Here is a 25083-nt window from a genome sequence, read left to right as displayed (position 1 = left end):
GAGAGCGACATGAGACTCCTCCGTATCGCCCTCGGCGCGGCCACCGCCGTCCTCGCCACCCTCGCCTGCACCACCCCGGCCAGCCCGGCGGCCGCCGCCGACGCCCCCTACGACGTGCTCGTCTTCTCGAAGACCGCCGGCTTCCGGCACGACGCCATCCCGGCCGGCATCCAGGCCGTCCGCGACCTCGGTGCGGCCAACAACTTCACGGTCACGGCCACCGAGGACGCGGCCCAGTTCACCACCGCCAACCTCGCCCGCTACGAGGCGGTGGTCTTCCTCAACACCACCGGCGACGTGCTCGACCCCACCCAGCAGACCGCCTTCGAGGCGTACATCGGGGCGGGCGGGGGCTACGTGGGCGTGCACGCCGCCGCCGACACCGAGTACGACTGGCCGTTCTACGGCAACCTCGTCGGCGCCTGGTTCGCCTCCCACCCGGCGATCCAGGCGGCCAACGTGAAGGTGGAGGACCGGGCGCACGCCGCCACCGCCCACCTGCCGCAGACCTGGAACCGCACCGACGAGTGGTACAACTACCGCACCAACGCCCGATCCACGGCGCATGTGCTGGCCACCCTCGACGAGTCGTCGTACTCCGGCGGGTCGATGGGTGGCGACCACCCGCACGCCTGGTGCAAGGCGTACGCGGGCGGCCGCTCCTTCTACACCGGCGGCGGGCACACCCAGGCGTCCTACGGCGAGGCCGCGTTCCGCGCCCACCTGCTCGGCGGCATCCGGTACGCGGCCGGCCGCAGCAAGGCCGACTGCCGCCCGGAGACCGGCTACACGGCGCTCTACAACGGCGCCACCACCGGCTGGTCCCAGGCCGGGCCGGGCAGCTTCACCAACGCCGACGCCACCCTCACCTCGGTCGGCGGGATGGGCCTCTACTGGTACAGCGCCAAGCAGTTCACCAACTACTCGCTCAAGCTGGACTGGCGGCTGGCCGGCGACGACAACTCCGGGGTGTTCATCGGCTTCCCGCCGTCGAGCGACCCCTGGTCGGCGGTGAACAACGGCTACGAGATCCAGATCGACCCGACCGACAGCCCCGACCGCACCACCGGTTCGGTCTACACCTTCAAGTCCGCCGACCTCCCGGCCCGGGACGCGGCGCTCAACCCGGCGGGGGAGTGGAACACCTACGAGCTGCTGGTCGAGGGGGAGCGGCTCCAGGTCCTCCTGAACGGCGTGAAGATCAACGACTTCACCAACACCGACCCGGCCCGGTCGCTCGCCGGCCACATCGGCATCCAGAACCACGGCACCGGCGACGACGTCTCGTTCCGCAACATCCGCATCAAGGAACTGGGCGGCACCCCGCCGCCGACCGGTAACACCACCGTGCAGGCCGAGGCGTTCAGCTCGGCCAGCGGCGTCAGCGCGTTCACCAAGGCCGGCGCCAACGGCGGGCAGACCCTGGGGTACGTCGACCCGGGCGACTGGGCCGCGTACCAGGGGCTCGACCTGACCGGGGTGACCGCGCTGCGGGCCCGGGTCGTCTCCGGCGGCCCGGGCGGCACCCTCCAGCTCCGCACCGGCTCCCCGACCGGCCCGCTGCTCGGCCAGGTGGCGGTGCCGAACACCGGCGGCTGGACGACCTTCGCCGACGTCGGCACGACGCTGGCCGGCGTGCCGACCGGCAGCCAGACGGTCTGGCTGACCTTCGCGGGCACCGGCTCCGGGCTGTTCGACGTCGACGACTTCACCCTGGTCCGGGGCGGCGGCAGCGGGACCGGCCCGGTCCGGGGCCTGGCCGGCAAGTGCCTCGACGTGCGCAACGCCGCGACCGCCGACGGCACCCAGATCCAGCTCTACACCTGCAACGGCAGCACCGCGCAGACCTGGACGGTGACACCGAACGCGACGGTGCGGGCGCTGGGCAAGTGCCTGGACGTCTCCGGCGGTGGTTCGGCCGACGGCACGAAGATCCAGCTCTGGACGTGCAACGGCACCGGCGCGCAGAACTGGTCGGCGCAGGCCGACGGCACCCTGCGCAACCCGCAGTCCGGCAAGTGCCTGGACGTGTCCGGCAACAACTCCGCCGACGGCACCCCCGTACACCTCTGGACCTGCACCGGCGCGGCGAACCAGCGGTGGATCCTGCCCTGACCGACGGGCCGGCGGCGGACCGGGCGACCTGCGGGATCCGCCCGGTCCGCCGCCGGGGTGCTGCCGTACGGTGACCGTGTGGGACGCCTGGAGCGGTGGCGTCGGGTCGCCCGGGCGCGCCCGAGCGTCGGTGACGTGCTGCGCGCCGTGCTGCGCCGCGACCGGTCGCCGGCCACCGGGCCCGCGCCCAGCCTCACCCGGCTGGACGCGCTCATCGACGAGTTCGCCGGCCGTCCGGTGCGCTGGAGGGTGGGCGGCCAGCCCCGCCCGCTGCCCGCCGCGGTCGACGTGGCGGCCTACCGGATCATCCAGGAGGCGCTGGCCGACGCCCACCGGCACGCGCCGGACGCGGCCGTCGCGGTCCGGCTGCGCTACGACCCGGACGGCCTCACCGTCGAGGTACGCGGCGACGGGCCCGCCATCCCGGTCGCCGGCCTGCGGGCGCGGGCCGAGTCAGCCGGCGGCGCCTTCCACACCGGGCCGCGCCCCGAGGGCGGCTGGGTGGCCCGCGCCGAGCTGCCGGCGCCGGAGGACGAGGCGGAGCCGGCCTGACGGTTCCGGGCCTCCCCGCGCCGGCCTGACGGTCGCGGGCCTTCCGCGTCGGCCTCGGCCGACCTAGAGTGAGGGCGGCGACCGCGAGGTGGCCGGTGACCCGGCGGGAGGCGCAACCCGTCGGGCCCAGACGCGACCGCGTCCACCGGTGCCCGCGGGGTCGCCCGCACCCGGTCGCCCTCGCCCCGGTCCGCTACGGAATCCCCCGATCACGACAGGGGAGAAGGACAAATGGCGCGACCCATCACGCTCTTCACCGGCCAGTGGGCCGATCTTCCGTTCGACGAGGTCTGCCGGCTCGCCGCCGAGTGGGGCTACGACGGCCTGGAGATCGCCTGCTGGGGCGACCACTTCGAGGTCGACAAGGCGCTCGCCGACGAGTCGTACGTGGACCGCAAGCGGGCCACCCTCGCGAAGCACAACCTCCAGGTCTTCGCCATCTCCAACCACCTCGTCGGGCAGGCGGTCTGCGACCACCCGATCGACGAGCGGCACCAGGACATCCTCCCCGCCCGGATCTGGGGCGACGGCGAGCCGGAGGGCGTACGCCGCCGCGCCGCCGAGGAGATGAAGGACACCGCCCGGGCGGCCGCGAAGCTCGGGGTGAAGACCGTGGTCGGCTTCACCGGCTCGTCGATCTGGCACACCCTGGCGATGTTCCCGCCGGTCCCGCCGGCCATGATCGAGCGCGGTTACCAGGACTTCGCCGACCGGTGGAACCCGATCCTGGACGTCTTCGACGAGGTGGGCGTGCGCTTCGCCCACGAGGTGCACCCCAGCGAGATCGCCTACGACTACTGGACCACCAAGCGGGCCCTGGAGGCGATCGGCAACCGGCCGGCGTTCGGGCTGAACTGGGACCCGTCGCACTTCGTCTGGCAGGAGTTGGACCCGGTCAACTTCATCTTCGACTTCGCCGACCGGATCTACCACGTCGACTGCAAGGACGCGAAGGTGCGCACCGGCGACGGCCGGCGCGGCCGGCTCTCCTCCCACCTGCCGTGGGCGGACCTGCGGCGGGGCTGGGACTTCGTCTCCACCGGCCACGGTGACGTGCCGTGGGAGGACTGCTTCCGCGCGTTGAACGCGATCGGCTACACCGGCCCGATCTCGATCGAGTGGGAGGACGCCGGCATGGACCGCCTGGTCGGCGCCCCCGAGGCGCTCCAGTTCGTCCGCCGGCTCGCCTTCGACGCCCCGTCCGCCGCCTTCGACGCGGCGTTCAGCAGCAGCCGGGACTGACCCTCGCGGACCCCGGGGCCGGCACGACCGGCCCCGGGGCGGCCCTCAGCGGGCGGCGGACCCGGTCGCGCACCGCCGGGCCGCGCCGACATGCGCGGCCCTCAGCGGGCGGCGAAGACCTGGTCGCTCACCAGCCGGGCCGCGCCCACCAGGCCGGCCCGGTCGTCGAGGTCGGAGAGCACGATCGGCATGCTGCCGGTGGCCAGCGGGGTGGAGCGCCGGTAGACCACGCCCCGGATCTCGGCGAGCAGGACCGGCCCGATGCCGGGCGCCGCGCCACCGATGATCACGATGGCCGGGTTGACGAAACTGACCAGGCCGACCAGCACCTGCCCGAGCCGGCGGGCGGCGTCGCGGACCAGCGTCTGCGCGGCCGGGTCCCCGGCGGTCGCCGCGGCGGCCACGTCGTTCACGGTGAGCGCGCCGTCCGTGGCCAGCCGGTCGGCGAGCGCCGTCGAGCGCCCGGCCCGCGCGGCCGTCACCGCCTCCCGCACCAGGGCGGCGTCCCCGCAGTACGCCTCGACGCAGCCGGTGTTGCCGCAGCCGCAGAGCGGACCGTCCTCGGTGAGCTGGAGGTGCCCGATGTCCCCGGCGCCGCTGGTCGCGCCCCGGTACAGCGCCCCGCCGAGCACCAGCCCGCAGCCCACGGCGTCGCCCAGCTTCACGTAGAGGAAGTCGTCGAACGGCCGGCCGGTGCCGGCGTGCCGCTCGCCCAGGGCCATCACGTTGGCGTCGTTGTCGACCTGCACCGGGCAGCCCAGCTCGGCGGCGATCGTGTCGCGTACCGGGAACTGGTGCCAGCCGGGCAGGGCGGGCGGCGAGACCGGGGCGCCCTCGCGGACCGCGACGGGCGCGGGCAGCGCCACCCCGACGCCGGCCAGCCGGGCCAGCCCGGCCTCGGCCCGCAGCTTGCCGAGCAGCTCGACCGCCCGGCCGACCACCAGCTCCGGGCCGAGCCGCACGTCGACCGGCTCGTCGTGCCGGGCGAGCAGGGTCAGCTCGCCGTCGGTGAGCGCGACCGCCAGCCGCCCGTCGCCGACCCGCACCGCGCCGAAGCGCACCTGCCGGCCGACCCGCAGCAGGGAGGAGCGCCGGCCACCCCGGGACGCGGCCGGCCCGGCGCTCTCCACCAGGCCCTGCGCGGCCAGCCGGTCCGCCTCGGCGGTGAACCGGGCCCGGGGCAGGCCCAGCGCGTCGGCCAGCTCGACCCGCGAGCGCGGGCCGTCGTCGCGCAGCAGGCGCAGCAGGCGCGCCTGGTCCGCGGTCTCCGGTCCGACCATCGTCATCACGATCACCTCCCCCCGAATGTGCCACACCGGTGTCACCACCACGTGACGCGAGGGGGCCGCCCCGGTTTCCCGGTGCGGCCCCCTGCGATCCGGTGTCGGGTCCGTCAGCCCCGCAGACCCGACATGTGCTGGTAACTGATCTCCGCGTAGCGCAGCGACCGGCCCGGGTCGGTGGCGCCGCCCGGTGCGTTGTCCTGCTCCCACATCGGGTTGTGGTAACCCTTCGCGCCCATGTTGGCGAAGAAGGTGCCGTAGTCGATGTCGCCCTGGCCGAGCGGCACCATCGCGTAGCCGGCCGCACTGGCCGGGTCGTAGGTGCCGTCCTTGGCGTGGAACAGCGGGAACCGGATGGTCTGCGCGGCGACCACGGCCAGCGGGTCGAAGATGCTGGTCTGCGTCACCCCGTCCGGGTCGGTGTAGCTGCGGAACCGGTGCTGGGCCACGTGCGCCCAGTAGATGTCCATCTCGAACCAGACCCACTCCGGGTTGGTGCCCGCGATGAAGTACTCCAGCTTGCGCACGCCCGAGGACCGGGTCGGCCGGCCCTGCGCGTCCAGCGGGCCGCTGTCGCGCAGGAAGTCGTACGCGGCGTCGTGGTTGTGCGTGTAGAGCTTCAGGCCCCGCGCGGCGGCCATCTCACCGAAGGTGTTCCACCGGTCGATGGCGGCGTCCCAGTCGGCCTTGAAGTTGCTGCCGGTCGGGTCGCTGCCGGTGCCGATGTGCGTCATGCCGAGGATCTCGGCGGTGTCGAGGGTCTGCTCGAACTGGGCGACGGTGGTCGGGTTGACCGTGCTCGGGACGGAGGCGTGCGAGCCGTTCGCGCGCAGCCCGTTGTCGTCGAGGATCTTGCGGATCTCCTCGGGGGTGATCTGCCGGCCGAGGATCCCGGTGTTCTGGGTGTACCCGGCGAACTCGACCTCCTTGTAGCCGATCTCGGCGAGCCGGGCGAGCACCCGCTCGAACCCGTACGGCACGCCGGTGGCGTCCGGGGCCGCGCTGATCCGGTCGCGGACGCTGTAGAGGATGATGCCCCGCTTGCCGGTCGGGACGAGCACCCCGTTGCCGGCGAAGGCGGCCGACGGGCCGAGGCCGGCGCCGACGGCGACGGCGCCCGCCGCCCCGGCGATGGTGCCGAGCACCCGGCGCCGGCTCATCCCGTGCGATGTGTCGTTCATGTCCTGACTGCCTTTCTGACGGTGCTGGATGGTGTGGAAGGAGGAGCGTTGGGTGGGGCCGCCGGTGGCGGCCCCACCCGGTGCGTCACGGCGTGACGCCGATGCCCGGGCCGGTGAACTCGACCCAGTTGAGGTTGCCGAAGCCGCCGGCCGGACCGCCGGGGACCGTGGTCAGGACCAGGTAGAGCTTGTGCGTCCCGCCCGGGTCGGTGACCGGCACGGTGGTGCTGGTGAAGGCGTTGTTGCCGGAGGTCGCGTTGACCGTGGCGGTGGCCACCAGCGGGCCGGTGGGGGAGTCCAGCCGGAACTGGACGCCGAACCGCGGCTGCCCGGCCGTGGCGGCGCTGCCCCCGGAGGTGCGCAGCGTCACCGACTGCATGTTCCGCAGGTTCACCGTGTTGTTGACCGCGATCCAGTCGCCGGGGTCGAGGCTGCCGCGCTGCTGCCCGCCCCCGGTGTCGCTCGTGGTGCCGACCGTGGTGCCGGACTCCTCGGTGGCGAACTCGACCTCCTGACGCTTGGCCTGGATGATCTGCTGGTCCACCGTGGTCAGCGCCGGCTGGCCGTTGGCACCCTGATCGGTGTACGACGCGCTGACCACGCCGTAGATGTAGCCGCCGTGCGAGGCGTCGTCGGCGTCCGTGGGCAGCACCCCGGAGCAGCCGAACTGGTTGGCCTCGCCGTGCCCGTGGCTGTCGTGGCCGAGCACGAAGGTCACCTCGACCCTGGCGCAGTCGACCGGCCCGTCCTCCGGGTCCGTGACGGTGACCGTCCACGGGATGTCGTCGCCCCAGCTGAAGAAGCCGCCCTCCAGCGGGGTCGTGACCGTGACGGTCGGCGCCGTGTTGCCGACGGTGATGGTGGTGTTGGCCGACGCGGTCTTGCCGCTGGAGTCGGTCACCGTGAGCCGGGCGGTGTAGACGCCGTTGGCGGTGTAGGTGAACGACGGGTTCGGGTCGATCGAGTCGGTCGTGCCGTTGCCGTCGAAGTCCCAGGCGAACGAGATGGAGTCCGCCGGGTCCGGGTCCTTCGAGCCGTCGCTGGAGAAGGCGACGGTCAGCGGCGCCCGGCCGTTGGTCGGGGTCGCGTTCAGCACGGCGGTCGGCGCCCGGAGGCCCTTGACGTAGCTGAACCTGAGCATCGCCGCGTCCGGGTTGATGTTGAAGAACCCGTCCCCGTACGTCAGCAGGTAGAAGTTGCCGTCCGCGCCCCAGCGCATGTCCATGGGGTTGTCGCAGAGGAACGGCTTCGCCGGCGTGGTGGGCGCCTGCCCGCAGTTCAAGACGTTGTTGATCTTCAGGATGTCGCCCTGGTCGTCCAGCCGGATCTCCTTGAGGGTGTCCCGGGTGAACTCACCGAAGAAGATCGCGCCGTCGTAGTACTCGGGGAACTTCGTCTCCGACCTCAGCTCCGGGTCGAAGTCGTACTTCGCCGCTCCGTGCGGGCCGACGCCGCCCGTGCCCAGCTCCGGGAAGAGCACCGGGCAGGTCTGCGTCGGAGTCGACAGGTAGGACTCCGGGCAGGGCGTCGGGGCCTGGAACGAGTACCACAGCTCGGACTTCTCGACCCGCGGCAGGTCGGTCAGACCGGTGTTGTGCCGCGAGGTGTTCTTCGGCGCCGCGCAGTCGAACGGGGCCACCGGGGAGATCGGGTTGGTGGTCCAGTTCATCTCGATGTACGGCAGGTTCGGCTGCACGCACATCGGCCAGCCGTAGTTCGCCGGCTTGTCGACCACCATCATCCGGCCGGTGCCCGCCGGCCCCCGGCCCACCTGCGGCGTCGAGGAGTCCGGGGAGTAGTCGGTGATGTAGGCGACGTCGTTCTTGTCCAGGGTGATCCGGAACGGGTTCCGGAAGCCCATGGCATAGATCTCCGGCCGGGTCTTCTCGGTGCCGGCCGGGAACAGGTTCCCCTGCGGGACCGTGTACGACCCGTCCGCGCCGACCGTGATCCGCAGGATCTTGCCGCGCAGGTCGTTGGTGTTGGCCGCGCTGCGCCGGGCGTCGACGAACGGCGCCTGGTAGACGCCGGTGGCGCTCACCGAGTCGTTGTGCGGCGAGAAGCCACCCGACCCGCCGCCGCCGGCCGGGGTGTCGTCCCCGGTGACCAGCCAGAGGTTGTTCTTCGAGTCGAACGTGATGTCACCGGCCACGTGGCAGCAGGCGCCCCGGTCCACGGGCACCTGGAGGATCTTCTGCTCGGTGCTGACGTCCAGCGACGGGGTCTCCCCGTCGACGAACTTGAACCGGGACAGCTGGAAGTAGCCCTTCCACTGGTCCCAGGCGGCCGGGTCGGTGCTGGTGGTCGGCGCGCTGCCCACCGGGGTGTCCAGCGGCGGCGCGTAGTAGAGGTAGACCCACTTGTTGGTGGCGAAGTCGTGGTCCACCGCCGGGCCGTACATCCCGTCCTCGCTGTTGGTGTAGACCGGGATCTGGGCCAGCACGGTGGTCTCGTTGGTCTCCGGGTCGTGCAGCCGGACGCCGCCGCGCCGGTCGGTCTGGATGACCCGGCCGTCGGGGAGGACGTCGAAGCCGATCGGCTCGTTGACGTTGGGCTGCGCACCGACCACCGTCATCTGGTAGTTGGCGAGCACGGTCGCACCGCAGTCGCCGTCGGTGACGCCGGCCGCCCACTGGATCGCCCCACCGAGGTGGGCCCGCAGGTCGGCGCTGTCGTAGCTCGCCGGGGTGGCGCCGAGTCCGGTGTAGAACGAGCGGCCGCCCTGGTAGTCCTTGCACCAGGTGACCGGGTGGTCGAAGCCCATGCTGCCGCCCGCGTACGTCTTCTCGTCCACCGTGGCCAGGACGTGCGAGACGCCCCGGACGTTGGCCGCGAAGTTGTACCACCGGTCGGTGGTGGACCAGCGCTGCGGCAACGTCTCCGACGCCGGGTGGACCCGGTCGGCGACGGTGACGGTGGCGCGGCTCGCGGCCGTCGGCGCGCCGGTGGCCCGGGTGCCGAGCACGTTGGTGAGGAACGACCAGTCCGGCTCGGCCTCGATGGCGGAGTGGACGCCCACGAAGCCGCCGCCGTCGCGGTAGTACGCCTCGAAGGCGGCCTGCTGGGCGTCGTTGAGGACGTCGCCGACGGTGTTGAGGAACACCACGGCACGGAACTGCTTCAGGTGGGGCTGGTCGAACTTGCGCGGGTCGCTGGTGACCTCGACGGTGAAGCGGCGCTCCTGGCCGAGTCGCTGGACGGCCTGCACGCCGGCCGCGGTGGCGGCGTTGCTGCCGCCGGCCGACCGGGTGAAGACGAGCACCTTGTACTGGATGCCGTTGCTGCCGGGTGCGGGAGCGGTGAGCACCGGCGCGGCCTGCGCCGGAGTCGGGGCCCGCTCCGCCGTCGCGACGAGCGTCGCGGCGACGAGAGTGAGCACGCTGAGATGGATGGCGGCCCTGCGGCCGAACGGTCTTCTGCGCATCGAACCTCGCTCTTGTCGGGCGGGTCCGCCTCAGCGTCGGGACGAGGCTGAGGAGGTCGCTGGAAGGTGACGAGAGCCTGGCCAGGTTCTACGCGAGACGATATTTGCGCCTGAGACCAAAGAGAAGAGGTTGACGCCAAAAGTTTTCGATTAATCCCCGTGACTTTTGTTCAGGATGAGCGAAAGTGGGAGTGGGGTCTCGTTCGGACAGACGAGAGCGGGCCGGTCGCCGACGGCGACCGGCCCGCTCTCGGGTGGCGTCAGAGGTTGGTGCTCGTGCCGGACGACTTGGTGGACGAACCGGTCGAACTCGTGCTCGTGCTCGTCGAGCCGGACTTGGCCCCGACGGCGGCCGGCGTGCCGGCGAACGGCTTGTCGGCGTCGGTCAGCCCCTGCTTGCTGCCGTTGCCGTTACCGGTGCCCAGCTTCTCGCCGAGCTTGGTCTGCCCCAGCTTGTCCTTGCCCTCGGAGTAGAGCCGGGTCGCCTGAGCCTGCGCGACGCCCGCCGCCTCCTGGACGGTCGGGTGGTCGAGCACCTTGCGGCCCCGGACCACCAGCTCCTCGTACTTCTCCCGGCCGGCACGGGCGCCCAGGACGAATCCCGCAGCCAGCCCGCCAAGAAACATGATCTTTCCGCGCATGGCGGCTCCTTCCGTACCTGACGCGCCGCCGATCCCGACCGGGTGGTCCCGGCGGGGAGCGACCTTCTCGCGCCTGCATTCTCTGTCGGCGGCTAACTACCCATCCTGCTCTCCGCTCATACCTCCCTGTGCCGAGATGGCGATTTGTCCGATATTCTGATGCGGTCACCGGGCGGGGGAAGTCGCCGTAACCCCCTGGCGCACCACCCCCCGATGTCCTGTACTCTTGTCCCCGTCGCACGGCGCGGAGAGATCCGCAACCGCGCGGACTACGGTCCCCCGTAGCTCAATTGGCAGAGCAGCCGGCTGTTAACCGGCAGGTTTTTGGTTCGAGTCCAAACGGGGGAGCACAGAGTTTCACCCAAACGCCCGCCGGCCCAGCCGGCGGGCGTTTCCGCATGCACCCCGCCCGCGCCCCGGCCCGCGCCGCGCCCCGGCCCGCCCGCGCCGCACCCCGGCCCGCCCCGCGCCCCGGCCCGCCCGCGTGATCATGAAGTTAGCGGCATGGAATGCGCTTTCCGGTGGCGCCAACTTCATGATCAACGCCTCGGGTGCGCGAGGTTTCCGCCCGGTGGTGCTGGTTCGCCCGGCAGGATGGGCGATGTCGGCCTAGACTCGCGCTGCGTCGATTTCTGCGTCGATTCGAGGGTGGAGGCGGATGGCTGGAGGGCGGAGCCGCTGGACCGCGACGCTGATCGCGGTCGTCGTGGTGCTGGGCTGGCTGGTCGTCGGCGGCCTCGCCGGGCCATACTCCGGAAAGCTCGGCGACGTCGCCACCAACGACAACGCCGCCTTCCTGCCCGCCGACGCCGAGGCCACCCGGGCGCAGGACCTCGCCGCCGGCTTCGTGGAGCGGGAGACCACCCCGGCGCTCGTCCTCTACGAACGCACCTCCGGCATCACCCCCGCCGACCAGGAGCGGATCCGGGCCGAGGCGGCGCGCTTCGCCCAGGTGCCGGGCGTGGTCGGCCCGCTGCCGCCGCCGATCGTCAGCGCGGACCGGCAGGCCGTCCAGGTGGTCGTCCCGATCGACGCCGCCGAGGGCGAACAGATCGGCGCGGTGGTCGACCGGCTGCGGGAGATCACGGGCGGCGACCGGGACGGCCTGACCGTGGACGTGGCCGGCCCGGCCGGCCTGCTCGCCGACCTGATCGAGGTGTTCACCGCCATCGACGGGCCGCTGCTGCTGGTCACCCTTGTCGTGGTGCTGGTCATCCTGCTGATCGTCTACCGCAGCCCGGTGCTCTGGGTCTTCCCGCTGCTCGCCGCCGGGATGTCGTACTCGCTGGCCTCGCTCTTCGTCTACGTCCTCGCGAAGAACGACGTCATCAAGCTCAACGGGCAGGCCCAGGGCATCCTCACCGTCCTCGTCTTCGGCGCCGGCACCGACTACGCGCTGCTGCTCATCGCCCGCTACCGGGAGGAACTGCACCGGCACGAGCGACCCTGGGACGCCATGAAGGCCGCCTGGCGGGGCGCCGCCCCAGCGATCGTCGCCTCCGGCGCCACCGTCATCGTGAGCCTGCTCTGCCTGCTGCTGTCCAGCCTCAACTCCAACCGGGCGCTCGGCCCGGTGAGCGCCGTCGGCATCGCCGCCACCCTGCTCGTGATGCTGACCTTCCTCCCCGCCCTGCTGCTCCTCGGTGGGCGGTGGGCCTTCTGGCCGCGGCGACCCCGGCTCGACCAGGCCGACCCGCGCACCGAACACGGCCTCTGGGGGCGGATCGCGGGTTTCGTGGCGCGCCGCGCGCGTACCGTCTGGATCGTCACCGCCGTGGTCCTGGCCGCGCTCGCCCTCGGCGTGACCCAGCTCGGCGCCACCACCCTCGGCCAGTCCGACCTGTTCACGAAGAGCACCGACTCGGTGGCCGGGCAGGACGTGATCGCCCGCCACTACCCGGCCGGCACCGGCAGCCCGGCCACCATCTTCACCAGCCAGGCCACCGCCGAGCAGGTCGCCCGGGTGGCGCAGGGCGTGCCGGGGGTGTCGTCGGTCCGGCCGTTCAGCCAGGCGGGACCGGCGGGGCCACCCGAGGTGGTCGACGGGCGGGTGCAGTTGCAGGCCACCCTCGCCGACCCGCCGGACAGCAACGCGGCCGAACGCACCATCCGCGAGCTGCGAGTCGCGGTGCACCGGGTGCCCGGCGCGGACGCGGTGGTCGGGGGGTTCACGGCCATCAACGTGGACACCGCCGACGCCTCCACCCGGGACCGCAACGTCATCATCCCCGTGGTGCTGCTGGTCATCGCCGTCATCCTGGCCCTGCTGCTGCGGGCCCTGCTCGCGCCGCTGCTGCTGATCGCCACCGTCGTGCTGTCGTTCCTGGCCACGCTCGGCCTCTGCGCCCTGATCTTCCGGCACGTCCTCGACTTCCCCGGCGTCGACCAGTCGTTCCCGCTGTTCGCCTTCGTCTTTCTCGTCGCCCTCGGCATCGACTACAACATCTTCCTGATGAGCCGGGTCCGCGAGGAATCGGTGCGGCGCGGCACCCGGGCGGGGGTCCTCACCGGCCTGGCCGTCACCGGCGGCGTGATCACCTCCGCCGGCATCGTGCTCGCCGCCACGTTCTCCGCGCTCGCCGTGCTGCCGCTCGTGGTGCTCGTCGAGCTGGGCGTGGCCGTCGCCGTCGGGGTGCTGCTCGACACCATCGTGGTCCGCTCGCTGCTGGTGCCCGCGCTCGCGTACGACATCGGGCCGGCAGTCTGGTGGCCCGGCCGGCTGTCGCGGACCAACCGCAACGGCGACCGGGCCGGGGCGGAGGTGGAGCATGCCCGCTGACACCGACGTGGTCGTCGTCGGCGGCGGCCTGGCCGGCCTCGCCGTCGCCCGCCGGCTGCACCGGGCCGGGGTGCCCTGGCGGCTGCTCGAGGCCGCCGACCGGCTCGGTGGCCGGGTCGCCACCGACGCGGTCGACGGCTACCTGCTGGACCGGGGCTTCCAGGTGCTCAACACGGCGTACCCGAGGCTCGGCGGCCTGGTCGACCTCCGCGCCCTCGACCTCGGCTGGTTCACCCCCGGCGTGCTGGTCCGCCGCGGCGGCCGGCTGGAACGCCTGGTCAACCCGCTGCGCGACCCCGCCGGCGCGCCCGGCACGCTGGCCGCCGGCGTCGGCTCGCTGGTCGACCGGCTGCGCTTCGCCGCGCTCGCCGGCAGCTACGCCACCCTGCCGGTGGGCCGGCTGCTCAACGAGCCCGAGACCACCAGCGAGGAGGCACTGCGCCGGGCCGGGCTCTCCCCGGCGTTCATCGAGGAACTGCTCCGGCCGTTCCTCTCCGGCGTGCTCCTCGACCGCGAGCTGGCCACCTCCAGCCACGTGCTGGCCGTCCTGCTGCGCGCGTTCGCCCGCGGCCGGATCGGGCTGCCAGCCCGCGGCATGGCCGCGCTGCCCGCGGCCGTCGCCGCCCCGCTGCCCGCCGAGCTGATCGCCCTGGACACCCCGGTCACCGAGATCGCGCCCGGCCGGGTCCGCACCCCGGCCGGCGACATCGCCTGCCGCGCCGTCGTGGTCGCCGCCGACCCGCCGGCGGCGGCCACGCTGCTGCCCCGGCTCCAGCGGGTACGCATGCACAGCTACACGACCTACTATCACAGCACCGACACCCCGCCGCTGGTCGAGCCGATCCTGCTGCTCGACGGGGATCGACGGGAACTGGTCGCCAACACGGTGGTGCTCAGCAACGCGGCGCCCACCTACGCGCCGGCCGGAAAGCACCTCGTGGCCACCTCGGTGGTCGGCCCGCAGGCCCCGCCCGAGCCGTTGGTCCGCCGCGAGCTGGACCGCCTCTACGGGCGCCCGACCGCCGACTGGACGCACCTCGCGACCGTGTCGGTGCCGGACGCGCTCCCCGCCGCGCCGCCGCCACAGGGCCACCTGCGCAAGCCGGTCGCCCTCGGCGACGGTCTCTTCGTCGCCGGCGACCACCGGGACAGCCCGTCCATCCAGGGTGCCCTCGCGAGCGGGTGGCGGGCGGCCGGTGCGGTGCTCGCGGAGTTGCGCGGTGAGGGCTGAGCGCCGCGCCCATCCGGCCTCTGCCCGCGCGGCCGGTGGGTCCGCTGCGCGCTGTTATCCTCGCGTTGCCCATCGTGCCGGTCGGATCTTGATGCTGGCCCGTCGGGTGATGGCCGGTGATCCGTTGAGCGGGTTACGATCCGGCGCGGTAGCGGGGCGGTAGCTCAGCGGGTTAGAGCAGGGGACTCATAATCCCTCGGTCGCGGGTTCGAGTCCCGCCCGCCCCACCATCCGTTTTCCCTGTTCAACCATGCTGGCGACGACCCGGACGTACCGCGTCGAGGTCCGGACCGACGCCCTCAGTCCGCACTGAGTCCGCAGCAGCACGACCCGCCGCCCGGTCGAGGCGGTCCGCCACCTGGTCCAGGTCGTCCTCGAAGAGGTCCGCGTACACGTCCAGCGTCATGGCCGCCGAGGCGTGCCCGAGCATCCGCTGCACGGCTTTGACGTTGGCGCCCTCCGCAACGGCGAGACTGGCGGCCGTGTGCCGCAGCTCGTGCGGCGTCAGGCCAGCGAGCCCGATCGACTCCGCAGCCCGATCGAAGACGCGCGACGGAAGTTGTTGTTGCGCAACACCTCGCCGGCCGGGGAGGTGAACACCAGCTCGTCACCGGAACGGCCGGCGATCTGCGCGGCGATCGGTTCGACCAGGAACCGGGGGAGCGGCAGCGACCGCCGTTGGTGCGTCTTCGGCGTACCGAACACGGCCCGACCGTTGACCTCGGTCACCGACTCCGCCACCAGCAGCCGGCGCTTCACCAGGTCCACCCGGCGCACCCGAAGCGCCGCCAGCTCGCCCCACCGCAGCCCCGTGTAGGCCAGCACGCGGACGATCAGCCCGTGTGGCTCTGCCGCCGCCGCCAGCTCGCCCACCTGGGCGTGCGTCAGGAACACCTTGTCCGCGCGCCCCACGCGGGGGAGACGCACACCGGCCGCGACGTTGCGAGTCAGCCGACCATCCCGAACGGCCAGAGCCAACAGCAGCGATAACACCCGATGCGCCTGCCGAACGGTGGACGGCGCAAGACCGGCCTGCGTCATGCGGCGTACCCACTCGCCCACGTCCGCGTGCGTGACTGCCGAGAGCGGGACGCGTTCCCACACCGGGAGCACCTGCATCCGCAGGAGGCTGGCGTACCGCTGGCGAGTCGACGGCTTGAGCTGCACCTGGTTGGCGAACCACCGCGCAGCCCAGTCGCCAACCGTGACCCGCGAGAGAGCCGGATCAACCCACTCACCACGGGCAAGTGCCGTCTTCATGGAGGCGTGCCACCGGTCAGCGTCGACCTTGCGGTCGAAGTGCCGAGCGTGCTCCTTGCCGGCAGCATCCCGGTACCGGGCACGCCACTTCCCGTTCGGGCGCTTGACCACGCTCACCGGTCTGCCGCCTCTTCCAGCCACGCCCGCACGTCGGCCGGGTCATAGCGCAGGTGCCGGCCTACGCGGGACGCCTTCGGCCCGATCCTGCGGTACCGCCACTGGTAGAGGGTGCTCACCGGGATGCCCAGGAAGGTCGACACGTCCTCAGCCGTCCACAGCGGTTCAATGGTCCGAGTCTTCATGCTGCTCCCTCCTGATCCGTCGTGGTTGCCGAAACATCGGGCGGTGCCTGGTTGCGTCTGGCCGCGTCGAGCTGGACGCGCCATTGGATGCGTTCGGAGATGGCCCGCAGGACGCGATGCCCGAGCGGAGCAACGTCGGGATCGGTGGGCTTGGCGAGTTCCCAGGCGTGCCGCACCGCCTCGGAGCGGCGTCGCCAGCGGTGGCGGTCTAGGCTGACCCGCATGCCTGCCGATCATGGCGCACGTGACCTAGGCCAGCTGATGGAGCGCGTCAACGCCGGTTATTTCGAGGAGGCCCGCGACATTGCGTGGCTAGGCTTTGTGCCCGCCGGCAAGGCGTCGAGCATCAACGCCGTCGCCGGACTCAATCCACAGCAGATGGCGACGGAGATCGGGATCTCCGCGATGGAGCCGCCGAGCGCGATCGCCCTGGTACGGCGACGCTGCCCGGGCATTGTCATCGCCATGGGCCGCCCAGGCGAACCCGATCCGCGCCAACCCTTGCGTCCAGGCGGCGCCGTGCTGTGGCATTACGACGGTACCCGGGAGACCGCGGCTCTGCCCCCGCCCGACCCGGACGCCGCAGGGGTGGTGACGGAGCTTGCCGCGCAACGGTCCTGGGGCCCGCCTGCGGTCACCTTGCATGCGGCGGCGCGGCTGCGCGAGGTACCCGTCAAAGAATTGTTGTCTTTGCTCGTCCACCCGCCGCAGTCGCCGGGCCGCACACGGATGTCCGTGTGGGAGCGGACCGTGCAGGCGTGGTGCTGCCTTGGCCTGCTGCACCGGGGTGAAACGGGGCTGCTGGCCGACATCGTCTTCGGCGTCGAGGACTGGACTACCGAGGCGGCCGTCTACGCGCTGGTGGCCTCGGCGTGGACGGACCCGGCGCAACGGGCCGGTGTCGCCGCGCTGGTGGCCGAGCGCTTCGAGAAAGCGTTTACGGCGCAACAGACCCGGCCCGTGCTCATCGCGTCGTCGCTGGCGCAGCTTGCGTGCGTGACTCCGGACCTGTCTGCCGCCACGCGCGACGCGGCCCGGCGGATGCTTGCCGAAGACGTGCTGCCCTCGGCGCAACGACAACCCAAACGGACAGTGTGGGACAAGCTGCGGGGCCGCTGACACCGGCGCCGCGTCATCCTCATCTCGGCATCACAGGACGTCTCGTCGGCGGCCAACTTCCCGCCCCTAGGCCGCTGTAACCTGCCGCACATCATCTGGCGGACATGTGTCGCGCATCTGTCGTCGGATCACAAGGGCTTGGCCATCCACACTGCCGAATTGCGCTCTATCAGATCAAGGCGGCCCGCAAGGCGGGCCGCGCCGGCCCGGCCCCGGCCTGCTGGCGACCTCCGGCCGGCATCGGCCGGGCCGGCCGGCCACGCTGGCGGACGACAGGAGCTTTGAAGACCTCGGGGCTCTGCCCCGAACCCCGACCCTCCTCAGAGATCCAGTCGGGGCGGATCACCTCGCCGGGCACCACAAGGGCTACCAGCCTCCCCGGACGGGGCCAAGGTCGTTCGGCTAGTGAGGCGCTCCACCTTGTCCCCGTCCGGGGAGGCTGGACGGTCTACGACTGCCCGACGAGGAGATCCGCGACGCCGTTACGAGGAGTGGGGAGACGACGGCCGCGACAGAGGTGGGGATCCGGGCGGGGTGGGTTGGTACGGCGAGCTGGCTATGCCAAGGAGTTACCAATAGAGGAGGTGAAGCGTTGTTGCCGTCGCCGCTAGCAGCCCGCCGATGACTACCGCAACACGAGCCCGCTCGGGTGCCTGCCGCGGATCTGCAGCCATCGCGGCGAGAAGAACGAGGGCGGCGGGAAGGTGCAGGAACAGAAGGAACCAGAAGCCCAGGACCGCCAGGACGAGTATCAGCACTGCACTTTCCAGGCAAGCCCAGAAAAATTGCCTACGATCCACGAAAATGAAGGGGTATGCCGCAATCAGGACCGGAAGCCACCACAGCACCCACCAAACCGGGCCGTTGGTCTGCACCACCGTCAAGGAGGTCGCAAGGACGGTCGAGCTCACCACCGCTGCCCCTACCAGGGCGCGGGGCCACGCGTGGACCCTATCCGCCGCCAGGTCTTGGCCGATCACAGAAGTCATTGCGTCCCCCGACCTCGCATAGAAGAGTGAGAGGCTCATCATCCAGGCCTTTCAGTACCTGGGTGTACAGCCATCCGTACAGCCAGTCGACTGGCCCGGATGCAAGCCGACAGGACGAGCAGGTTAGCGGCAGTAGCCAACGCCGGCCGACAGGCGTCTTGGGTTCGTAGGTCGCCGTGCCAACCACGTGCCAGTAGTCGGTTCACCGGACCGTCACCAGGAGGCACGAGCGGTCACGCACTTCCTGCCTTGACCTGGCCCACCAGGTGCTTGTTAGCGATGATCTTCGTCCTTCCAAACTGACGGTGCCGGTTCGATCCCCGTCGCCCACTACTCGACGCCGAGGGTGACGCGGCATTGCACTATGTGGTCATGGCAGACCGGCAGAAACCCCGGCGAGGCGACGACGCGCTCGGCTACATGACCAGCGACCAGCCGAGCCCATACCTGTTCGAGTCGCAGATGGCGATGGTTGGTCGGATGGGACGCGGTGCGACACCGAGGCGCCGGCTCTTCGCCCGCCTGTTCGCTGCGTTGGCTCTGCTGCCGTTTCTGGTCGGCATCGTTGCGGGAGTTGTCCGAATGGTTCGCTGGATCATCGCCTTGATGCCCTAGCAGGTGCGGCATGATCAGCGTTGGGCGCTGGTAGGTGAGCGGTCCGCATCTGGTCCGCAAGAGGTCGGCGGACGGCGGGGGAGTGGTGTGAGATGTCGAGAGGTGTTTCCGCTGCTAGACCCGCACGTGCCCAGGTCGTCTGAGCCTGCACCTTGATCTCATAATCCCTCGGTCGCGGGTTCGAGTCCCGCCCGCCCCACCACGCAAACTCCCTGCTCAGGCCTCCCATGGAGGATTTTCTAGATCGGCGAGCGCGTTCTCGATCAGAGCAGCCAGATCTTCGCCTCGACCGCTCGTCCGGATCGCTGTGAGCGCAGCGGTCCCAGCTGCCGCCAGGCGGGGATCGTAAAGCGCCGCGATCCCCACGAGGTCGATGCAGGAGTGGAGCTCACCTTCTGCGGAGGACTCCGCCTGGAGTACCGCGACGTAATGAGGGAAGCCGGCCGTCACCGCCCGGCGGATCTCGTCGACGTCCACGGCACCGATCTGCTCGTGCGACGGTCCGGTGACCTCGGCGGCGCCGATGACCGACAGGAGATCGAGGGCCACGCTGTGCCCGGCCGGCGTCATCTCGGGCAGCGCCGCGACCAGGACGGTGGCGACCGGCGCGCAACCCTCGCACGGGCCGGCCACGGACAGGAGGATGCGCTCCATCCACCCGCCGAGCCGGGCAGCTTCCTCCTCGTTCGCAGCCGCGACCAGGCTCCGCACGGCACCGGGCACCATCTCGGCGTGGCCCAGATACGTCGGAATACGAGACCACTCGAAGCGAGCAATCTCGTCATCGATGCTCATGTGCCGACCTTGCCACGACGGCGCATCTGGCTTCAGCCCACGTGCAGCAGCAGAACCTGGTCGTCGCGGAGGTCGGAGATGCTGTCCCGCAACAGCGTCAGCCCGTCCAAGCCGGCCATGCCGCTCTCCTCGAAGTCCAGCCCCATCTCCTCGAAGTGGGCGGCCAACTCCTCCGGGCGGTGGCGTGCGGGGTCGAGCTGACCCAGGAACCGCTTGTGGGCCGGCGTGATGAACACGGTGAGGTCGTGGACCTTGTTGACGGCCGCGGACACGGCATCGAACTCCGACTGCTCCAGGTCTACGCCGTGCTCCTCCAGATAGCTCAGGACGTGCAGCATGCAGTACCCGGACCAGTCGTACTCCTCCGGGGACTCGCGTCCGTGCTCGGCCAGGAACGAGTGGAGTGACGATGACGAGGTGCGGGCCGAACGGGCCAGCTCGGGGATGCTGCTTCTGGGGATCAGGGTCAGTGACGCGACAGCGGACAACGCACCCTCCTTCGTACGGACCCTGCCGCTCGCTGTCGAGGACAGGTCTCAGTCAGCCCGCCGGGCAGGCTACTGCGGGTCGGCGGACTCAGCCATCTGCTGAAGGCAAGCTCTGAACGCGCAGCAGCGAGGCATGTTCCGAGAAGACGGCTCGGCACTGTTCACGTTCCGGATGGTCGCTGTCGTGACCGAGTAGCAGGACCGCGCGGTCGTTGTCCGCGTCGACCGGCTGGGACAGTTCGGCGGCGATCACCACAACGTCGAGCAGGCTGGACCGTACGGAGACATCCGGGTCGGCCACGAGGCGCAGCAGGAACGGCAACGCCGCCGGCATCGCCGGGCTCAGGTGGAAAACGCCGTCCATCAGGACGTTGGTGAGCACGGGCGCGGCCTCGGGGGCGGCAGCCTCGTCGAGAAGGCCACGGAACAGAGACGGAATTGCCGCGAGACAGCGAGGGATGTCGGACCAGGCGACCTCGGCGCAGCCCCGCAGCGCGGGATGGTCGCTGTCAACCTGGCGTGGTGGCGGATGCTCCTTGAGGAACCGGGCAACAGCGAGTTCCTTGGCCGCGACATCCACCACGCACATGCGTCCAGCCCCCAGGTCAGACGACGCCAGAGCGAGAGGGCGTCCTCTCGCGGACTCTCCCGAACGGGGCCCCGCACGCAAGCACGAAAGAGCAGGCAGCGGTCGACAACGGGCCAGCAACCGGGTACGCGACGGTCACGGGAACGCGAGGCGCAGGCCGGCCCGGTGTCCCGGGCATCACGACTGGGCCGGCCACGCGATCAACTCTCCGGACACCACCGACCAGCCGACTGCCCTACGCTGTGGCCCACGCGGCGGGTGTGAGCGTGACGCCGAGGTTGCTCATCGGAGTCTGGAGCGGGGAGCGAACAGGTATGGGTAAGGAAGGTCTTCGCCCCGGTGACTTCGAGGAGTTGTTCGGGCGCATGACGCGGGGCGATCTCGCTGCGCGGGCCGAGGTGCAACGGCGTCTGCCCGAACTCCTGGCGCTGGCCGACGGCGGTGACGCCGACGCGCAGGCGCTGGCGGGCGGCCTTTTCCTGGAGCACCTTTCCCGGCCGGCCGAGGCTCGCCGATACTTCGAGTCCGCCGCCGGTCAAGGTCACCCCGCGGGGAGCAGAGGTCTCGCCGTCATGCTTCTCAACGGCGTGGACGGCGAGCGGGACGTGCCTCGTGCCATCTCGCTGCTCACTGCGGCGGCTGAGGCCGGGGACAGCTACGCCGCCTTCAATCTGGGCGTGCTGTTCCGGCGAGGCGAACTGGTCGCACCCGACCAGGGCCGCGCGAGGCTGATGTTCCAGCGGTCGGCCGAACTCGGGTTGGGTGCCGGTGCTGCTGCACTCGCGGAGTGCCTCGCCGCCGACGGCGAGCAGGAGCGAGCCCGGGAGTGGAATGTCCGCGGCGCCGAGAGCGGCTCGGTGGTGGCGATGTACGCGTTGGCGCAAGCGTGGCGGGACGGTGTGGGCGGGCCCGTGGACCGAGTGCAGGCGGTCCGGTGGTTCCTGCGCATGCTCGACTGGGGCGACAACCGGGGCGCGGTCGAGGCGGTCCAGATCGCACCGCTCATGTCCGCCGACGAGATCACCGAGGCAGCCCGCCTCGCGGGCCGCCCTCACGATGCGCAGACGCTGATCGAGCGAGCCCACCGGCCGCGGTAGTAACGGGCTGCCGGAGGATGGTGCGCTGCTTGTCGGGGGCGACTCGACGGAAGTCGCTGAGATAGATCTCGTGGTGGAGGCCGGCCATCCGAAGCCCCTGGCCGGGGATGAATTCGTGGTGCATCTGCGCGAGTACGTCAGCCTCATCGTCGAAGGCGCCGACGTGCAGTGTCTGCACGCACCGCCCCTCGGACAGCGTCTCCAGGCGGACGTCATCGAGACGCGCTGACCGGTTCTTCGCCCCGGCCTGCTCGACGGCGGTGGAGAACATGGCCTCGTCGATCCAGTCCGGGACCATGAGCAGCAGCGTCCAGTTCCACCGCGACTTGTCCCGCGCCGCCGTGAAGGAATCCATGTCCTCGGCCCACCACAGGCCCTCCAGGGGCGGAACGACGTAATCGCGCCCGAGGTCCGCCTTGCTGGCGAACTTCAGCTTGTACGCCACCGGATAGAGCGCTTCGACGGCCGTGGTGAAGGCGGGCGACGTGTTGGGGTCGCCATGGCCGTCGATCATGAGGTATCGCAGGTCGGGCACGTCGACGATCCGGAATCGGCCCCGCGGCGCCCGGTAGGTGTCGAGAGTCTTCTTGAAGTCAATCTTGTTCGTCATCGAGTACCTCGGCTCGGGTGGTGAGCCACTGCCGCTCCGCGTCCAGCAGGCTCAGCGAGTACGAGAACACCTCACGCGCCGCGAGCGGGAGGGGAGTCGGTGCCTGCTGCGCTGCCTCGACCGCGGCGATGCGGGCTTCGACCTGCGCCAACCGGCTACGCAGCGCCTGCGCGTACTCCCGCTGCGAGAGCAGTGGCAGGTTGGCGAGGCCGACCAGCAGTGGGTGCGGAACCGGCCGTGCCTCGGCGATGAGGGTCAGCGCGGTGCGCGCCGCAATCTCGCGGCCTCTGGCGGTGGCGTGGAAGACGCGGCGGGACTTCGCGGCGGCGGGAGCGTGCGGAACGTGGAGCAGGCCGCGCGTCTCCAGCTTGGCGAGCAGGTAGTAGATCGAGGAGAACCCGATGTCGGTCCACTGGCGAATGCCGCGCTGCTCGATCACCTGCTCCAGGTCGTAGCCGTGCTGCGGGCGCTCGATGACCAGGCCCAGCACGGTCAGCTCGTTGGCGGTCAACTCCACTGGAACATTCTAGCGTTAGAATAGAACCGTTGCTGCCCGTCGGTGAGGGACGGGGGCGCGGTGTCGCAGCCGGCTGTTACGGTGCGCCGCAGTTGGCCGGTCAGGGCTTCCCATGCGGGGCAGCGCGGCTACGGGGGGTGGGCACGGGTAGGTCCCCGGAGCGATCCCGGGACTGAATATCGGACACCGCGACCCGCCCCCCGCCCGGCGCATCACGCACCTTGTTGGTCAGCCGCCGTGGCGACGACTGAGCGGCACCGCGGGACCGATCCGTCCCAGATGTGGAAGGACGCGCCCTGCTCAAGGGCGGTCCGGCACGCCTCGGTCACCCCGTCGTCCCAGGCGAGCAGAGACATCAGTTCCGCGCGCTCCACGCAGGGACGGTACAGCCGACCCCCCCCCGCTGCTACGGACGCTGCCCTGGCCGTGCTGATCAGAACGGCTTCGTGTCCGTCCCGCGCGAGGATCGGGCTGGCTAGAGGACGGCCACCACACGGAGGGCGGATGCGTCGGCGGGCAGCCCTAGAGTTGAGGGATGCTGATCCGGATCGAGGGCAGCGACCTGCCGGGGCGGCGCGCGGGCGCTGAGGCGGACCTGCTCCGGCTCCGCAACGTGCACGTCGGGATCCAGCGCAAGGCCGAGGTGGTCGACCGGATCCCGGCCGACGCGCGGGAAGCCTCCTGGCAGGTCGAGGTCACCACCCGCGAGGTGGACGGGCTGCTCGACGTCGGCGGGCCGTGGGTGCACGGGCGACCCGGCGCGCGGTTCCTCTATCTGAGCTGGGGTGCGGTGACGGATGGCCGTTTCGAGATGTTCCGGCGGGCCAAGCTGATGTTCGGCGACATACCGACCGGGCTGCTCCGCGCCGGACACGATGGTGCCGGCGTGCTGGTCGGCCGGCTCGGGTTGACCGACGCCGACGGCGGACCGCTCTGCGCCCGGGTCCGGCCGCCACAGATCATGTGGGCACTGGAGTGAGGGGTCGCGCCGATTCCAGTCGTCTGCCACCCTGGCGCGATGGGTGCGCTGCCGACGGCCTCTGAGGCCTGGAATGAGGAGTACCGGCGGGGCCGCTACGCCGGCGAGCCGCCCGTGGCGTTCGTCGACGACATCCTCGCAGCCGCCGCCAGGGAGGGCATCAGCTCGGGCCTGTACGTCGGCTGCGGCAACGGCCGTAATTTGCTGCCACTGGTCGACGGTGGCCTGGACGTCGTCGGCCTGGACGTCTCCGCCGAGGCGGTCCGTCAGCTCGCCCGACGCCGGCCCGACCGGGCGGATCGGCTGCGGCACGGCGACCTGGAGTCGCTACCGGTCGGCCGGACCTGGCCGCTCGTGATCGGGATCCAGGTGTTCCAGCACGGCAACCGCGACCAGGCGCACCGGCACATCCGTGCCGCGCAGCGGCGCGTCGAACCCGGGGGCCTGCTGTGCGTCCGGGTCAACGCCACCGGCACCGACGTGTGGCCGGCTCACGAGGTCATCGAGCGCGGTGCCGACCAGGGGTTCAGCGTCCGCTACACCGCGGGAGCGAAGAACGGGCTGGACATCCACTTCTTCAGCGAGGACGAACTCCAGCAACTGTTCGACGGTTGGCAGGCGCTGCTACCGATCAGAGCCGACCGCACCGAACGCACACCACCCGCACCGGGGCAGTGGACCCAGTGGGAAGCGATCTGGCGCAGACCCTGGCCCGGGGTGCGGGTCGTACCTTCGTAGCGACCACCACCCGAGTACGGATGCTCATCCGCTCGGCGACGCGACCCGGCAGGATCGGGCCGTGACGAAGACGGCGCGTACCCTGCTCACCGGTCTCCTCCTGGCGGCGGCGACGGTCGGTGCCTGGTGGGCCTGGCTCGGCTGGGAGTCGGGCTACACGGTCGATCCGGAGACCGGCGCGACCAGCGGCCCGTACGCCGCCTGGCAGGTGGCCGCCGCCGTGCTCACCCTCATCGTGATCGCCGCCGTGGGTGGCTGGTTCGCGAGCCCGTGGCTGGTGGCGCCGGTGCTGACGGTCGCCTTCACGGCGACCTGGGCGGCGCGGGCGGCGTCCACGGACGACACCGGGCTCTGGGCGGTGGGGGCGGCGATGGTCGCCGTCGGCACCGCCATCGGCGCGACGCTGGTCAGCGGCGGCACCCGCTGGCTGCGCCGCCGGGCGGCGCCGTGACCGGAAGCGGCAGGGCCGGCCGCCGAACCCCCCACGACGACCGGCCCGCCGAACGGGCCGGCGCCCCTCGCGCCGACCCGGACCTC

The 25083-nt window shown here is 71.4% G+C and carries 25 protein-coding genes, 2 tRNA genes and 1 pseudogene; 13 read left to right on the top strand and 15 right to left on the bottom strand.

Translation table 11 applies throughout. The features are described from left to right. Positions 1 to 9 precede the first annotated feature (9 nt). From GA0070214_RS26520 to GA0070214_RS26510, 3 genes are all read left to right on the top strand, one after another. A complete protein-coding gene (locus tag GA0070214_RS26520) occupies positions 10 to 2115 on the top strand; it encodes a ThuA domain-containing protein (protein WP_091269279.1) in 2106 nt (701 codons plus the stop codon). 78 nt (positions 2116 to 2193) lie between these two features. Further along, entirely contained in the window at positions 2194 to 2667 is a 474-nt protein-coding gene (locus tag GA0070214_RS26515; RefSeq protein ID WP_139141911.1) for a sensor histidine kinase, read from the top strand. A 231-nt stretch (positions 2668 to 2898) separates the two neighbouring features. Further along, positions 2899 to 3909: a sugar phosphate isomerase/epimerase family protein gene (locus tag GA0070214_RS26510; RefSeq protein WP_091269221.1), complete on the top strand. Its 1011-nt coding sequence runs from the start codon at positions 2899 to 2901 to the stop codon at positions 3907 to 3909. 101 nt (positions 3910 to 4010) lie between these two features. On the opposite strand, the gene GA0070214_RS26505 is transcribed toward GA0070214_RS26510, so the two are convergent. From GA0070214_RS26505 to GA0070214_RS26490, 4 genes are all read right to left on the bottom strand, one after another. Then, positions 4011 to 5195: an ROK family transcriptional regulator gene (locus GA0070214_RS26505; protein ID WP_091269278.1), complete on the bottom strand. Its 1185-nt coding sequence runs from the start codon at positions 5193 to 5195 to the stop codon at positions 4011 to 4013. 107 nt (positions 5196 to 5302) lie between these two features. Beyond that, positions 5303 to 6373, bottom strand: a complete 1071-nt coding sequence (locus GA0070214_RS26500) for a sugar phosphate isomerase/epimerase family protein (RefSeq protein ID WP_167364337.1) — start codon at positions 6371 to 6373, stop codon at positions 5303 to 5305. A gap of 85 nt (positions 6374 to 6458) precedes the next feature. Beyond that, complete coding sequence (locus tag GA0070214_RS26495) at positions 6459 to 9797, bottom strand: ThuA domain-containing protein (RefSeq protein WP_091269219.1); 3339 nt, start codon at positions 9795 to 9797, stop codon at positions 6459 to 6461. A 260-nt stretch (positions 9798 to 10057) separates the two neighbouring features. Continuing rightward, the gene (locus GA0070214_RS26490; RefSeq protein WP_091269218.1) at positions 10058 to 10438 is read right to left on the bottom strand and encodes a hypothetical protein; all 381 of its coding nucleotides are present in this window, start codon (positions 10436 to 10438) and stop codon (positions 10058 to 10060) included. 275 nt (positions 10439 to 10713) lie between these two features. Here GA0070214_RS26490 and GA0070214_RS26485 point away from each other — a divergent pair. From GA0070214_RS26485 to GA0070214_RS26470, 4 genes are all read left to right on the top strand, one after another. Continuing rightward, positions 10714 to 10786, top strand: a tRNA-Asn gene (locus GA0070214_RS26485). Between the two features lie 310 nt (positions 10787 to 11096). Then, on the top strand, positions 11097 to 13217 hold the full coding sequence (locus GA0070214_RS26480) for an MMPL family transporter (protein WP_091269217.1): 2121 nt from the start codon (positions 11097 to 11099) through the stop codon (positions 13215 to 13217). Continuing rightward, positions 13207 to 14448, top strand: a complete 1242-nt coding sequence (locus GA0070214_RS26475; RefSeq protein WP_091269216.1) for an FAD-dependent oxidoreductase — start codon at positions 13207 to 13209, stop codon at positions 14446 to 14448. Before GA0070214_RS26480 ends, GA0070214_RS26475 begins: the two co-directional genes overlap by 11 nt. 153 nt (positions 14449 to 14601) lie before the next feature. After that, a tRNA-Ile gene (locus GA0070214_RS26470) sits at positions 14602 to 14678 on the top strand. 14 nt (positions 14679 to 14692) lie between these two features. On the opposite strand, the gene GA0070214_RS32870 is transcribed toward GA0070214_RS26470, so the two are convergent. From GA0070214_RS32870 to GA0070214_RS26455, 5 genes and pseudogenes are all read right to left on the bottom strand, one after another. Further along, the gene (locus tag GA0070214_RS32870; protein ID WP_377463644.1) at positions 14693 to 14878 is read right to left on the bottom strand and encodes a hypothetical protein; all 186 of its coding nucleotides are present in this window, start codon (positions 14876 to 14878) and stop codon (positions 14693 to 14695) included. Positions 14879 to 14887: 9 nt separating this feature from the next. Next, positions 14888 to 14956 (bottom strand): annotated as a pseudogene (locus GA0070214_RS33070) (tyrosine-type recombinase/integrase); the annotation flags it as partial. After that, positions 14953 to 15825 carry a site-specific integrase gene (locus tag GA0070214_RS26465; protein WP_208602915.1) on the bottom strand — a complete coding sequence of 291 codons (873 nt, stop codon included), beginning with the start codon at positions 15823 to 15825 and terminating at the stop codon, positions 14953 to 14955. The gene GA0070214_RS26465 and the pseudogene GA0070214_RS33070, both read right to left, overlap by 4 nt. Then, positions 15822 to 16010 (bottom strand): helix-turn-helix transcriptional regulator, encoded by a 189-nt coding sequence (locus GA0070214_RS26460; RefSeq protein ID WP_091269215.1) that lies wholly within the window; start codon positions 16008 to 16010, stop codon positions 15822 to 15824. Before GA0070214_RS26460 ends, GA0070214_RS26465 begins: the two co-directional genes overlap by 4 nt. Further along, complete coding sequence (locus tag GA0070214_RS26455; RefSeq protein ID WP_208602907.1) at positions 16007 to 16234, bottom strand: hypothetical protein; 228 nt, start codon at positions 16232 to 16234, stop codon at positions 16007 to 16009. Before GA0070214_RS26455 ends, GA0070214_RS26460 begins: the two co-directional genes overlap by 4 nt. Here GA0070214_RS26455 and GA0070214_RS26450 point away from each other — a divergent pair. Continuing rightward, entirely contained in the window at positions 16233 to 17129 is an 897-nt protein-coding gene (locus GA0070214_RS26450) for a hypothetical protein (RefSeq protein ID WP_139141910.1), read from the top strand. The two genes, GA0070214_RS26455 and GA0070214_RS26450, sit on opposite strands and share 2 nt — an antisense overlap. A gap of 569 nt (positions 17130 to 17698) precedes the next feature. On the opposite strand, the gene GA0070214_RS26440 is transcribed toward GA0070214_RS26450, so the two are convergent. Next, a complete protein-coding gene (locus GA0070214_RS26440; RefSeq protein ID WP_139141909.1) occupies positions 17699 to 18040 on the bottom strand; it encodes a hypothetical protein in 342 nt (113 codons plus the stop codon). A 450-nt stretch (positions 18041 to 18490) separates the two neighbouring features. Between GA0070214_RS26440 and GA0070214_RS26435 the strand changes: the two genes are divergently transcribed. Further along, the gene (locus GA0070214_RS26435) at positions 18491 to 18733 is read left to right on the top strand and encodes a hypothetical protein (protein WP_139141908.1); all 243 of its coding nucleotides are present in this window, start codon (positions 18491 to 18493) and stop codon (positions 18731 to 18733) included. Positions 18734 to 18949: 216 nt separating this feature from the next. Here GA0070214_RS26435 and GA0070214_RS26430 read toward each other — a convergent pair whose 3' ends face one another. From GA0070214_RS26430 to GA0070214_RS26420, 3 genes are all read right to left on the bottom strand, one after another. Next, entirely contained in the window at positions 18950 to 19528 is a 579-nt protein-coding gene (locus GA0070214_RS26430) for a hypothetical protein (RefSeq protein ID WP_091269210.1), read from the bottom strand. Between the two features lie 32 nt (positions 19529 to 19560). Continuing rightward, complete coding sequence (locus GA0070214_RS26425; RefSeq protein ID WP_091269209.1) at positions 19561 to 20016, bottom strand: hypothetical protein; 456 nt, start codon at positions 20014 to 20016, stop codon at positions 19561 to 19563. Between the two features lie 88 nt (positions 20017 to 20104). Continuing rightward, the gene (locus tag GA0070214_RS26420) at positions 20105 to 20605 is read right to left on the bottom strand and encodes a hypothetical protein (RefSeq protein WP_091269208.1); all 501 of its coding nucleotides are present in this window, start codon (positions 20603 to 20605) and stop codon (positions 20105 to 20107) included. A gap of 314 nt (positions 20606 to 20919) precedes the next feature. Here GA0070214_RS26420 and GA0070214_RS26415 point away from each other — a divergent pair, with 314 nt between their 5' ends. Beyond that, entirely contained in the window at positions 20920 to 21702 is a 783-nt protein-coding gene (locus tag GA0070214_RS26415; protein WP_091269207.1) for a tetratricopeptide repeat protein, read from the top strand. Here GA0070214_RS26415 and GA0070214_RS26410 read toward each other — a convergent pair. Then, complete coding sequence (locus GA0070214_RS26410; RefSeq protein ID WP_091269206.1) at positions 21626 to 22312, bottom strand: GyrI-like domain-containing protein; 687 nt, start codon at positions 22310 to 22312, stop codon at positions 21626 to 21628. The two genes, GA0070214_RS26415 and GA0070214_RS26410, sit on opposite strands and share 77 nt — an antisense overlap. Next, positions 22296 to 22829, bottom strand: coding sequence for a PadR family transcriptional regulator (locus GA0070214_RS26405; protein ID WP_091269205.1), 534 nt, complete (start codon positions 22827 to 22829; stop codon positions 22296 to 22298). The genes GA0070214_RS26410 and GA0070214_RS26405 overlap by 17 nt, the downstream gene beginning before the upstream one ends. A gap of 535 nt (positions 22830 to 23364) precedes the next feature. Here GA0070214_RS26405 and GA0070214_RS26400 point away from each other — a divergent pair. The 3 genes from GA0070214_RS26400 (at position 23365) to GA0070214_RS26390 (ending at position 24997) form a co-directional block, all read left to right on the top strand. Continuing rightward, the gene (locus GA0070214_RS26400) at positions 23365 to 23808 is read left to right on the top strand and encodes a DUF5990 family protein (protein ID WP_091269204.1); all 444 of its coding nucleotides are present in this window, start codon (positions 23365 to 23367) and stop codon (positions 23806 to 23808) included. A 39-nt stretch (positions 23809 to 23847) separates the two neighbouring features. Then, on the top strand, positions 23848 to 24546 hold the full coding sequence (locus GA0070214_RS26395; RefSeq protein ID WP_091269203.1) for a class I SAM-dependent methyltransferase: 699 nt from the start codon (positions 23848 to 23850) through the stop codon (positions 24544 to 24546). Positions 24547 to 24607: 61 nt separating this feature from the next. Continuing rightward, the gene (locus GA0070214_RS26390; protein WP_091269202.1) at positions 24608 to 24997 is read left to right on the top strand and encodes a hypothetical protein; all 390 of its coding nucleotides are present in this window, start codon (positions 24608 to 24610) and stop codon (positions 24995 to 24997) included. The last annotated feature ends 86 nt before the right edge of the window (positions 24998 to 25083 follow it).

The organism is Micromonospora chaiyaphumensis (genome assembly GCF_900091435.1).
Lineage (GTDB): Bacteria > Actinomycetota > Actinomycetes > Mycobacteriales > Micromonosporaceae > Micromonospora > Micromonospora chaiyaphumensis.
The sequence above is the reverse complement of the archived record's forward strand: the minus strand, read 5'-3'. Positions and strand labels throughout refer to the sequence as shown.